13 protein-coding genes are annotated in these 11877 nt (G+C 55.0%); 12 read left to right on the top strand and 1 reads right to left on the bottom strand.

From position 1 onward, the window contains the following. The first annotated feature begins 242 nt into the window (after window positions 1-242). The 6 genes from lexA to ACXAGQ_RS06890 all read left to right on the top strand — a co-directional run bounded on the left by lexA (window position 243) and on the right by ACXAGQ_RS06890 (window position 6323). Complete coding sequence (lexA, locus tag ACXAGQ_RS06915) at window positions 243-860, top strand: transcriptional repressor LexA (RefSeq protein ID WP_475237832.1); 618 nt, start codon at window positions 243-245, stop codon at window positions 858-860. An 82-nt stretch (window positions 861-942) separates the two neighbouring features. Next, window positions 943-1743 (top strand): class I SAM-dependent methyltransferase, encoded by an 801-nt coding sequence (locus ACXAGQ_RS06910; RefSeq protein ID WP_475252778.1) that lies wholly within the window; start codon window positions 943-945, stop codon window positions 1741-1743. A gap of 283 nt (window positions 1744-2026) precedes the next feature. Further along, window positions 2027-3172, top strand: a complete 1146-nt coding sequence (gene coxB, locus ACXAGQ_RS06905; RefSeq protein WP_475254688.1) for a cytochrome c oxidase subunit II — start codon at window positions 2027-2029, stop codon at window positions 3170-3172. Window positions 3173-3186: 14 nt separating this feature from the next. After that, a complete protein-coding gene (ctaD, locus tag ACXAGQ_RS06900) occupies window positions 3187-4797 on the top strand; it encodes a cytochrome c oxidase subunit I (protein WP_475254687.1) in 1611 nt (536 codons plus the stop codon). A 71-nt stretch (window positions 4798-4868) separates the two neighbouring features. Continuing rightward, complete coding sequence (locus ACXAGQ_RS06895) at window positions 4869-5411, top strand: cytochrome c oxidase assembly protein (protein WP_475254686.1); 543 nt, start codon at window positions 4869-4871, stop codon at window positions 5409-5411. A gap of 9 nt (window positions 5412-5420) precedes the next feature. Then, entirely contained in the window at window positions 5421-6323 is a 903-nt protein-coding gene (locus ACXAGQ_RS06890) for a cytochrome c oxidase subunit 3 (RefSeq protein ID WP_475254685.1), read from the top strand. A 51-nt stretch (window positions 6324-6374) separates the two neighbouring features. Here ACXAGQ_RS06890 and ACXAGQ_RS06885 read toward each other — a convergent pair whose 3' ends face one another. Continuing rightward, window positions 6375-6581 carry a DUF2909 domain-containing protein gene (locus ACXAGQ_RS06885; protein WP_187459952.1) on the bottom strand — a complete coding sequence of 69 codons (207 nt, stop codon included), beginning with the start codon at window positions 6579-6581 and terminating at the stop codon, window positions 6375-6377. A gap of 29 nt (window positions 6582-6610) precedes the next feature. On the opposite strand from ACXAGQ_RS06885, the gene ACXAGQ_RS06880 reads away from it, so the two are divergent. The 6 genes from ACXAGQ_RS06880 (at window position 6611) to ACXAGQ_RS06855 (ending at window position 11862) form a co-directional block, all read left to right on the top strand. Continuing rightward, on the top strand, window positions 6611-7288 hold the full coding sequence (locus ACXAGQ_RS06880; protein ID WP_475252776.1) for an SURF1 family protein: 678 nt from the start codon (window positions 6611-6613) through the stop codon (window positions 7286-7288). Next, entirely contained in the window at window positions 7285-7833 is a 549-nt protein-coding gene (locus ACXAGQ_RS06875) for a cytochrome oxidase (RefSeq protein WP_475252774.1), read from the top strand. The genes ACXAGQ_RS06880 and ACXAGQ_RS06875 overlap by 4 nt, the downstream gene beginning before the upstream one ends. A 12-nt stretch (window positions 7834-7845) precedes the next feature. Next, window positions 7846-8874, top strand: a complete 1029-nt coding sequence (locus ACXAGQ_RS06870) for a COX15/CtaA family protein (RefSeq protein WP_475252772.1) — start codon at window positions 7846-7848, stop codon at window positions 8872-8874. Between the two features lie 49 nt (window positions 8875-8923). After that, complete coding sequence (cyoE, locus tag ACXAGQ_RS06865) at window positions 8924-9844, top strand: heme o synthase (RefSeq protein WP_475252770.1); 921 nt, start codon at window positions 8924-8926, stop codon at window positions 9842-9844. Between the two features lie 170 nt (window positions 9845-10014). Then, window positions 10015-11364: an MATE family efflux transporter DinF gene (gene dinF / locus ACXAGQ_RS06860; protein ID WP_475254683.1), complete on the top strand. Its 1350-nt coding sequence runs from the start codon at window positions 10015-10017 to the stop codon at window positions 11362-11364. Window positions 11365-11469: 105 nt separating this feature from the next. Next, the gene (locus ACXAGQ_RS06855) at window positions 11470-11862 is read left to right on the top strand and encodes a 3D domain-containing protein (protein WP_475252768.1); all 393 of its coding nucleotides are present in this window, start codon (window positions 11470-11472) and stop codon (window positions 11860-11862) included. Window positions 11863-11877 lie beyond the last annotated feature (15 nt).

Below are 11877 nucleotides of genomic sequence, written 5' to 3'. Positions count from 1 at the left end.
GATAGCAGAAAAAAACCAGTTATAAGCAGCGAAATAGCACAGACTTGCCGTTATATGACATTTTTATTGATTTGCGTACCGTCTTTGCCATCCCTTTTGGGTATGGGAAAGAGAGGCTTGCTGCAAATCGGTGCGGCTGGTGAATTTACGCCAAAATTGTTGTTTTCCTAAACAATAGCCTTTTCAAGCGTGGTAACACTGGATATACTCACAGTGAACTGTATAAAAAGACAGGGTGAGTTATGAAGCCGTTAACGCCGCGCCAACAAGAAGTCTTTGATTTGATCAAAGCAAAAATTGAAGATTCTGGAATGCCGCCAACACGTGCTGAAATAGCCCGTGAACTCGGCTTCCGTTCTGCCAATGCCGCCGAGGAGCACCTCAAGGCACTGGCCCGAAAAGAAGTGATTGAAATTATCCCCGGCGCCTCGCGCGGGATCCGCCTGCTTGGCAGCAATGATGACGAAGAAAGCGGCCTGCCGCTGATCGGCCAGGTTGCTGCCGGTGAGCCTATCCTGGCCCAGGAACATGTTGAAACCCACTACGAGGTGGATCCGTCACTGTTCAAGCCGCGTGCCGATTTCCTATTGCGGGTCAACGGCATGAGTATGAAGGATATCGGGATCATGGATGGCGACTTGCTCGCTGTGCATAAAACCCAGGATGTCCGCAATGGTCAGGTCGTAGTGGCCCGGGTTGAAGATGATGTGACGGTAAAGCGCCTCGAGCGCAAAGGCGCGCAGGTCTTGCTGCATGCTGAGAATGAGGAGTTTGCCCCTATTGTGGTTGACCTCAATACCCAGCATTTGTCGATTGAAGGTATCGCCGTTGGGGTGATCCGCAACACCGACTGGATGTAACCGGCCGTTTAAAAAATATCCATTACCGCTTTACAAAAGGTAATGATAGTCATTATCATCTTCTTGTCAGAAGGAGATGATAATGACTGAGAACGTCCGCCACGATATTCCCGCCGACCTGCTCCAGCCGCTTTGGCTCCGAAGCCGTGAAAGCTTGGCTGATGATCGCTTGATTTATGATCCCGTTGCCGCTGCTGCCTGCAGCCAATGCAGCCTCAAGCCAGAATGCCTCTCCGGCAATGTCTCCCAGCAGCAACTCCTGCATGCCAGCCTGGCATTGATTTGTGACCGCCAAATCCAACAGTTCCTGCGCCGCCACCCCGATGGGCGGATCATCAACCTTGGCAGTGGGCTGGATACCCGTTTCTACCGGGTGGACAATGGTCGCTGCCGCTGGTTTGATATCGATGTGGGCGAGAACCTGCTGTGGCGTCAGCGCCTTTTCCACCGCAGCGAGCGCTACCGGATGCTGCCTGGTTCAACCTCGGATTTATCCTGGCTGCAAGCACTGCCTTCGATGTCCGGTGCGCCGGTTATGGTATTGTGCGACGGGGCATTGCTGGCCTCGGGCGAGCCTGAGCTCGCGCATGTTGTCCAGTCATTGGCCTGGCATTTTGGCCGTTTTGAGCTTTGTCTGGTTGTTGCTGGGGATCTGTGCCAGTCGCCGTTGGCAAACAGTATGGGGGTTGGAAAATCCGTCGCCCACGCCTTGCGTAACCCTCAGCGTAAGTTGCTGCAATGGCTGCCGTGGGCATCGTCAGTAGGGCGGTACAGCCCGATGGACAGCGCATGCTCCCGTTGGCAACGCTGGCAGCGCTGGTTAGCGCGGATCCCTGGCTTGAAATTCCGCATGCTGCCGGTATTGCTGCATATTCATCTGTAAATCTAAGAGCTGGCATAGCTTTGCTGCTAGGTGTTTGTTATTTATATCTAGCATGCAATATGCCAGTTTGGATTTTTTCTCTACTTTTCCTTCCTATTTTTTTGCTTAATCTCACGATCCTGTCCTAAGTTAAAATGTAAATAAACTGTTAACCGTGTAACTGCGGATGACATTTCATCTGCAGCGTCTGCAGGGAAGACTCTGATCATTTTGCGCTGTCCCCATGAACTATTTTGCGTTCTAGGGGGTATTTGATAGGAAAAGGATAGGAGGGAGCCGGGTGATGATTCGCCGTCTGATGTGCTGTCTGTTTGTTTTGCTGGCTGTGCCAGCCCAGGCAGAAGTCCAACCCATGCCACTGAATATGACTCAGGGAGTGACCGAAGTCAGCCAGCGGGTATTTGATCTCCACATGACAATTTTCTACATCTGTGTGGCGATCGGTCTGGTGGTTTTCGGGGTGATGTTCTGGTCTATCATCCACCACCGCAAGTCTAAAGGGGCGGTAGCCGCTTCCTTCCACGAAAGTACCAAAGTTGAAATTCTCTGGACGGTGATCCCGTTCGTTATCCTCATCATTATGGCTGTACCAGCCACCAAGACCCTGTTGGCGATGGAAGATACGACCCAGGCTGACATGACCATCCAGGTGACGGGCTCTCAATGGAAATGGCATTACAGCTATTTCGGCGAGGATGTCGAGTTCTTCTCGTTGCTGGCGACCACGCCGGCGCAAATTGCCAACGAGCGTGAAAAACGCACCAACTACCTGCTGGAGGTTGACCGCCCGCTGGTGCTGCCTATCGGTAAGAAAGTACGCTTTTTGATCACCTCGCAAGACGTGATCCACTCCTGGTGGGTGCCTGATTTTGCGGTGAAGAAAGATGCCAACCCCGGGTTTATCAACGAAGCCTGGACCCGCATAGACGAGCCGGGGATATACCGCGGCCAGTGTGCCGAGTTGTGCGGCAAGGATCATGGTTTTATGCCAGTGGTGGTGATTGCCAAGCCTCAGGCGGAGTACGAAGAGTGGTTACAGGCCACCAAGGTTGCCCAGCAGCAGGCACGCGAAGAAGAGCAGCGTTTGCTGTCGATGCAGATGGATATGGATGAGTTGATGACTTTGGGCGAGCAGGTTTACAACACCCGCTGTGCCATGTGCCACCAGGCCAATGGCCAGGGGATCCCTGGGGCCTTCCCGGGATTGGCGGGGCAGGGGTTATCGGTTGACCCTAATGCCAAGCTGGAGCACATCAGCATTGTTGTGCATGGCAAGCAGGGAACAGCAATGCAGGCCTTTGGTCCGCAGCTGAGCCTCAAGGAGCTGGCGGCAGTGATCACTTATGAGCGCAACGCCTGGGATAACAATACCGGAGACACCGTGCAGGCTGCCGAAGTGCAGGCTGTCATGGACGGTCAGGATCTATAGGGGAGAGAGTGGCGATGACGGATATGTTGCGTGAGCAAACCGAGGTCGAGGAAACCCAGACCGAGCAGCATGAACATCACGAGCACCACCAGACCGGTCTCAAGCGCTGGCTGTTTACCACCAACCACAAGGACATCGGCTCGCTGTACCTGATGTTCAGCTTTGCCATGTTCCTGATTGGCGGTGCGATGGCGATGGTGATCCGTGCCGAGCTATTCCAGCCCGGCCTGCAGTTGGTCGAACCGAATTTCTTTAACCAGATGACCACAGTCCATGGCCTTATCATGGTCTTCGGCGCGGTCATGCCCGCCTTTACCGGCCTTGCCAACTGGATGGTGCCCTTGATGATCGGCGCGCCGGATATGGCATTGCCGCGGATGAACAACTGGAGCTTCTGGATCCTGCCTTTTGCCTTTACCATGCTGCTAGCCTCGTTGTTCATGGAAGGCGGTGGCCCTAACTTCGGCTGGACCTTCTATGCTCCGCTATCGACGACTTATAGCCCGGAAAGCACCGGACTGTTTGTTTTCGCTATCCATATCATGGGGATAAGTTCGATTATGGGGGCGATCAATGTCATCGTCACCATCGTCAACATGCGTGCGCCGGGCATGACCTACATGAAGATGCCGCTGTTCGTTTGGACCTGGCTGATCACGGCATTTCTGCTTATTGCCGTCATGCCGGTACTGGCCGGGGCGGTGACCATGGTGCTGACTGACAAGTACTTTGGCACCAGTTTCTTCGATGCCGCCGGCGGTGGCGATCCGGTTATGTTCCAGCACATCTTCTGGTTCTTCGGCCACCCGGAGGTGTATATCATGATTTTGCCGAGTTTCGGTATCATTTCGGCGATTGTCCCTGCCTTTTCGCGCAAGAAGCTGTTCGGTTACAGCTCAATGGTGTATGCCACCGCGTCGATTGCCGGCTTGAGCTTCCTGGTATGGGCGCACCATATGTTCACGACCGGGATGCCGGTGGCCGCCGAGCTGTTCTTCATGTATTGCACCATGCTGATCTCGGTGCCGACCGGGGTTAAGGTGTTCAACTGGGTGGCGACGATGTGGCGCGGCTCGCTGACGTTCGAAGTGCCGATGCTGTTCGCCATTGCCTTTATCGTGCTGTTTACTATCGGTGGTTTTTCCGGGCTGATGCTGGCGATAACTCCGGCGGACTTCCAGTACCATGACACTTATTTCGTGGTGGCCCACTTCCACTATGTCCTGGTGTCCGGGGCGATATTCTCGATCATGGCGGCAGCCTATTACTGGTTACCGAAATGGACCGGCTACATGTTCGACGAGAAGTTGGCCAAGTGGCATTTCTGGTGCTCGATCATTTCGGTCAACATCTTGTTCTTTCCGATGCACTTCCTTGGCCTGGCGGGGATGCCGCGCCGGATCCCTGATTATGCGCTGCAGTTTGCCGACATCAATGCGGTGGTGAGTATCGGCGGGTTCCTGTTCGGGTTATCCCAGCTGATCTTCCTTGCGGTGGTGGTGAAGTGTGCTCGCGGCGGCGAGAAAGCGGCAGCCAAACCGTGGGATGGTGCCGAAGGGTTGGAGTGGACGGTGGCTTCACCCGCTCCCCACCATACGTTCTCGACCCCACCTAAAGTGGATTAACGGGAGGGATGGCGATGGATAAGCCCCAGTTTGACCAAGACCCTGGCAACCAACCTGACGTACAGGATGGCATGGAGCCGGCAAAGAAAAAACAGCGCTCTATCTGGTCACTGACCCTGATGGCAGTGGCGATGTTCGGTTTTGCGTTTGCCTTGGTGCCTTTGTACGACGTGTTCTGCGATATCACTGGTATCAACGGTAAAACCTCGGATACCCAGGCAGCGGCCAGCGAGCGGGTCGACACCAGCCGCGAGGTCACGGTGGAATTCGTGTCGTACATCAACCCCGGTGTGCAATGGACCTTCGAGCCAGAGGTCAAGACACTGGTGGTTAACCCCGGCCAAACCCATACCATTACCTACCGGGCAAAAAACCTGACCGGGCAAGAGACAGTTGGCCAGGCAGTCCCTTCAGTTAGCCCCGGCCAGGGTGCCCGCTACCTCAACAAAATCGAATGCTTCTGTTTCAACCGCCAGCCGCTGGCCGCGGGCGAAACAGCCAGTTTGCCTCTGATTTTCTATGTCGACCCGGAACTGCCAGAGGACATCAATACCTTGACTCTGGCCTACACCCTTTACAACGCCCAGCCGGATGCGCCGGCTCAAACGCAATGAGGTTGAATGATGGCGAATCCTTATTCTGAACATGATCAATCTGTGACACCCCCGCACGAGAATTACTATGTGCCCGAGGCCAGTGGCTGGCCGATAGTGGGTGCGATAGCCTTGTTCCTTATCGCCATGGGGGCGGGGGCAACGGTCGGGGATCTGTTCGGTGGGCAGGGGCCGTGGATTTTGCTATCCGGGGTCGGTTTGCTGCTGATCATGCTGGTGGGTTGGTTCCGGGATGTGATCCGCGAGTCGATGGCCGGGCTGTATAGCCGCCAAATGGACCGCTCGTTCCGCCAGGGGATGAGCTGGTTCATCTTCTCCGAGGTGATGTTCTTCGCCGCCTTCTTCGGGGCGCTGTTCTATGCCCGGATGATAGCTGTGCCATGGCTCGGCGGGGCGAGTAACAATGCCATGACCCACGCGGTGCTGTGGCCGGATTTTGTCGCCCAGTGGCCTTTGGTAATGACCCCGGGCGGAGCAGAAACCACTGCGATGGGGCCGATTGGTCTGCCGCTTTACAATACGATGATCCTACTGGCGTCATCGGTCACCGTCCATATCGCCCATACTGCCCTGGAGCAGGATAACCGGCCCAAGCTCAAACTCTTCTTGCTATTAACCGTGCTGCTGGGTTCACTGTTTATTTACTTGCAAGGGGTGGAGTATGTCCATGCCTACCAAGATATGGGGCTAACTCTGGATGCGGGGATCTACGGTAATACCTTCTTTATGCTGACCGGGTTCCATGGCCTGCATGTCACCCTCGGGACAATCATTCTGTTTGTTGTCTGGCTGCGGGTATTGCGCGGCCACTTTACTCCCGAGAAGCATTTTGCCTTCCAGGCCGGTGCTTGGTACTGGCACTTTGTCGACGTGGTTTGGCTCGGGCTGTTTGTGTTCGTTTACATCTTGTGAGGCTAGAGGCTAGAGGCTAGAGGCTAGAGGCTAGGGGGCTAAACAAGGCCCCTAGTATGGCCTTGGGTTGGGGGTGATGTAGCCGCTGGCCAACGCAATCAACAGCAGGGCGAACAGAAAGACGGAGAACAATACCCTGCGCCCTAGGTGGCGGGACATTGGCTGACCCTGCTTGCCTTTGAGCATCACGGGCAAGGCTCGGAATAGGTTCAGCACGATAAAGATCAGCAGGCAAACAATCAGGGCTTTCAGCAACATAGGTGTCTCCGGTCAGGACTGGGTGAATCATGCGTCGGATAGGTTTTATTCTTTTTACTGTGGCGGTACTGGCGACATTGGTCAAGTTGGGTTTTTGGCAAATGACCCGCGCCCAGGAAAAAGAAAGCCTTGGTCATGCGCTGAAATTTCGCAGTGAGCAGATGTACTACAGCCTGGCAAGCCTGCCCTCAGATCCTCGTTGGTACAGCCTGACCCTGCGGGGGGAGTTTGACCATAGCAAGGCGGTGCTGCTGGATAACCAGCTTTACCAGGGCCGCCCGGGTTACCACGTGCTGTACCCCTTTGAAGTTGATGAAGGTTGGGTGTTGGTGAATTTAGGCTGGATTGCGGCACCGGCCTACCGCGAACAGATTCCTGTGTTGCCGGAGCACCATGGCGAGGTGTTGGTGAGCGGTATCATTGCGCCCCCCTCGGCACTACTGGAGCTGGCTCCCGAGGTGATGGGGCAGGGTTATCCGCTCAGGGTACAGAATATCAGCATGACTGATTTGGCCGAACATATGGAATTAACCCTGCCTTCCTGGGTCTTGCAGATTGATCCCGATAGCCCGCTGGCGCTCAATCAAACTTGGATCCCGGTGGTGATGGGGCCGCAGAAACATTATGCCTATGCGCTGCAGTGGTTCTTGATGGCGCTGGCAGTATCAGGACTTGCCTTTTGGTGGTTGAGACGGAGTAAACCATGAAGAAACAGGGAACGTTGCTACTACTTTTCGGTGCCTTCGCCTTGCCGGTGATTCTGGCCAAGCTGGTGCTTGATCTCAATTGGTACCAGGGCGGTGTGACCAACCGCGGTGAATTGCTGGACTCGCCCATGGCCTCGGAGTGGCTGGGCGAGAGCAAGCAGTGGCAGCTGATATACCTGCTGCCGCAACAATGTGACGAATTGTGCCAGGGGGCCTTGTTCAATTTGCGCCAGGTCCCGCAGGCGGTGGGTGCGGAGCAGGACAGGCTGAGCAGTGTCCTGCTGATTGACGGTGATACGCTCGATGAACAGCCTGTGGATGTTATCAAGCAACTGGCCGGTATCGAGCAGCGCAAGGTGCCCGCCAATGTTGTGAGCCAGCTAAAGACCCTGGAGTACGGTGCCAAGGCTATCTATATTGCTGATCCCCTCGGCAACGTGATGATGGCCTATCCCTTGGTTAAGGGAGAGGTCGCTGTTCTGGCACAGGGCAAGGATGTGCTGAGGGATCTCAAGCGGTTGCTGAAGATTTCCAAAATCGGCTAGGGGGAGCATGTGATGAAACAGGATAACTACCGTATCTGGGTGGCAGTGACCTTTGCCTTGGCGCTGTGTGTCATTGCCCTCGGGGCGTTTACCCGTTTGACCGAAGCTGGCCTGGGGTGCCCGGACTGGCCGGGCTGCTATGGTTTTGCCGGGGTGCCGAAAGGGGAAACCCAGCAGGCGCTGGCCGCCTCCCGCTTCCCGGATGCGCCGCTCGAAGCCGACAAAGCCTGGAACGAGATGCTCCACCGCTATGTTGCCGGCACATTAGGCGTGATGATTTTGGTGCTCAATATCATGGCATGGCGAAAACCTTCCCGCCCCAAGGGGCTGCCTGCCTTGCTGCTGGTGACCGTTATCTTCCAGGCATTGCTCGGGATGTGGACCGTCACCATGGTGCTGATGCCGGTGGTGGTGATGGGGCATTTGCTTGGCGGATTTTCCACGGCATCGCTGCTGTTCTTGCTGTGGCTGAGGCTCGGGCAGGTCTCTGTGCATCCATCGGCTACGAATACCACTACCGGGCTGCAGGCTTTTGCCCTGTTCGGCTTGCTGGTTGTCGTGGGGCAGATCGCCTTGGGGGGCTGGACGGCAGCAAACTATGCCGCGGTGGTCTGTACCCAGTTGCCGCTATGTGAAGTGGATTGGCGGCAGGGCTTTGATACCTCTGCTTTTGCCTTGATCCAGCCAGAGCATGATACCTACCAGTATGGCGTGCTCGACTACCAGCAGCGGGTCACTATTCATGTCACCCACCGCATTGGGGCAATGGTCACAGCGCTGGTGCTGGTTGCCCTTGCCGTTGTGCTGTGGCGGCAAAGGGCGTTGAGGGGCGTTTCTGCAATGATGCTGCTGGTGCTGTCAGGCCAAATAGGCCTTGGCATTACCAATGTTGTGGCCAGCCTGCCGCTGTCGGTGGCGGTAGCCCATAACGTCACAGGGGTTTTATTGCTGCTGACGCTGGTGGCGGTGAATGTGAAGGTATACCGGATGCGGCTGTCGAGCCGTTATCCCAATCGAATCGCCTCCCGGATGGGAAGTTGATAGGCATACGGATGAAAGGCATGTGAAATAGCCAGAGGAGGGCCTGAGTATGGCAAAGAGTCAGGTTGTAGCAAAAGGGGGCTACAAGCCCCTGTCATCAGGAAGGGTGTGGCAGGACTATTTGACCATGACCAAGCCCAAAGTGGTTGCCATGCTGTTGCTGACCGCATTGGTCGGGATGTGCCTGGCGGTTCCCGGGATCCCACCACTCAAAGCGGTCGTCTTTGGCTTGGTGGGGATAGGATTACAGTCGGCAGCGGCAGCGGCATTCAACCATGTGCTCGACCGCCGATTTGATGCCAAGATGGCTAGAACCTACCATCGCCCGCTAGCAAAGGGGCGGGTCGAAACCCACAAGGCGGTAATTTTTGCCAGTGTATTGATGGTGGCCGGTTTTGTGGTGCTGTGGCAGCTCAATGCGCTGACCGCGTGGCTAACGTTTGCTAGCTTGATTGGTTATGCCTTGGTGTACACCGTTTGGCTCAAGCACGCCACGCCGCAGAATATTGTGATCGGTGGCCTTGCCGGGGCTGCGCCACCCCTGCTAGGCTGGACAGCGGTAACCGGTGAATTGCATTCCCATGCCTTGCTGCTGGTGATGCTGGTCTTTACCTGGACCCCGCCGCATTTCTGGGCTTTGGCTATTCATCGCCGGGATGATTATGCCAAGGCGGGGATCCCGATGCTGCCGGTGACCCACGGCATAGGCTATACCAAGACCATGGTGCTGCTTTATACCTTGATGTTGGCACTGGTTGGCCTGTTACCTTGGTTGACAGGGATGAGCGGTTGGCTGTATCTGATAGGAAGCAGTGCGCTCAATCTTGGTTTTATCGGTTATGCCGTGAAGCTTAAGTTTGCCGATGAGCCCGGCCATGCATGGGCAACCTTCAAGTATTCGATCTGGCATTTGCTGGCACTGTTTGTGGTGTTGTTGGCAGATCACTGGCTGGCTGCGTTACTGGTTTAGTAGTAATGCCGGTCTGATAATGGCGGCTTGATAGAGATATCAGGCGGCTTACCCGAATATTCCCATTCTGCAGACTGGGGATGGCCCCTGTGGATTATGTCCATGGGGGCTTTTTATTTGTGGCCAGACATCTGATAATCGCCGGCCAGATGTCGAGAATTGAGGTTGTTGTGCTGCAAGCGTTGCGAGATAGAAACTTACACCGCCAGGTGTTTGCCCTAGCCCTGCCGATGGTGCTGTCGAATATTACCGTTCCCCTGCTGGGTTTGGTTGATGCCGCGGTGATCGGCCACCTTGAGCATGCTTGGTATCTCGGCGGCGTTGCAGTGGGCGGTACCATGATCAATGTGACCTTTTGGTTGCTGGGTTTTTTGCGTATGGCAACAACCGGCCTTAGCGCCCAGGCTTATGGGGCTTCGGATCGTGACGCCCAGGCGACGGTATTTATTCAAGGTTTGGCACTGGCATGGTTGATGGCACTGGTGCTGATTGTTTTCCATAAACCGGTGGCCGATCTGATTTTCCATTTCAGTGCTGCTAGCCATGAAGTGAAAACTTATGCCGAGCAGTATTTTTCGATCCGGATCTGGGGCGCACCGGCTGCATTGGCGAACTTCGTCATCATGGGGTGGTTGCTCGGTACCCAAAATGCCAAATTGCCAATGTGGTTATTGATAGTGACCAATATCGTCAACATAGGCTTGGATGTCCTGTTTGTGCTTGGCTTTGGCTGGAAAGTGCAAGGGGCTGCCGCCGCGTCGGTATTGGCAGAATACAGCGGACTGATTTTGGGGCTGTGGTTTGTTTCATGCCAGTGGCGCAGCCATGCGCTGCCAGCCTTGCGCGCCAAGTTAGGGAGTGCCCGCCAGGGGCTAGGCCGTCTGCTCAAGCTGAACCGCGATATTTTCTTGCGCAGCCTATGCCTGCAACTAACTTTCACTTTCATGACATTCCAGGGCGCGGCACTGGGCGATAATGTGGTGGCTGCCAATGCGGTGCTAATGAGCTTTCTGATGCTGGTCTCCTATGCGATGGATGGCTTTGCCTATGCCATGGAAGCCATGGTCGGCAAGGCGATTGGTGCCCGCAACCGCGATGAACTCGGGCGCAGCCTGGTGGGGACAACATTCTGGAGCCTGGTGATCTCCTTGGTATTGACCCTAGCCTTTGCCCTATTCGGCCGTGAGATCATCGCTTTGATTTCCGATATCCCGGCGGTGCAGCAAGAGGCTGGTCAGTACTTGCCGTGGCTGGCAGCGGTGCCTCTGGTGGCGATGTGGTGCTTTTTGCTTGATGGTATCTTTATCGGGGCGACTCGGGGGCGCGAGATGCGAAACAGTATGTTTGTCGCAACCTGCTGTTATTTCATCATTTGGTGGTTACTGTCCGGTTTTGGCAACCATGCGCTGTGGGGGGCGATGCTCGGGTTCATGGCGATGCGCGGAGTTGGCTTGGCGGTTATTTTTGCCATTCAGTGGCAAAAAAATATTTTCCTGCAACCAGCTAGTACAAACAAATAGTTAGGATTAGTTGACTTAATTTGTTCAGTTTTGCGGCAAAAAAAGCTATCCAGGTGCAGCATGATCTGTTTAAAATGCGAGCAATTCTGTCACCTGGAGGAATAAATGAAAAAAGCAGTACTGGCACTTTTTTTAGCGGTTATGACGATGAGCTGGGTAGCGCCGGCAATGGCTGCTATCCAGGGAAAGTCATACAAGGTAAGTGCAACGGCGTATAATTCGGTACGGGCCCAGACCAACTCCAACCCAACGATTGCGGCTTGGGGAGATAGGCTGAAACCGGGCATGAAAGCCATTGCGGTATCAAGGGATTTACTCGGTCGAGGCTTCAAGCGCGGTACGGTGGTGAAAATCTCCGGGCTGCCAGGCGAGTATGTGGTACTGGACAAAATGAACAAGCGATGGCGCAACAAGATAGATATCTATATGGGCCAGGATGTTCAAGCCGCAAGGAACTGGGGTCGCCGCAATGTGACCATTACCGTTGTGAAGTCATAATAGCGGTATCAAAAA

This window comes from Photobacterium sp. ABD4_091, from assembly GCF_056160145.1.
This window is presented reverse-complemented; position numbering and strand designations above follow the sequence as displayed.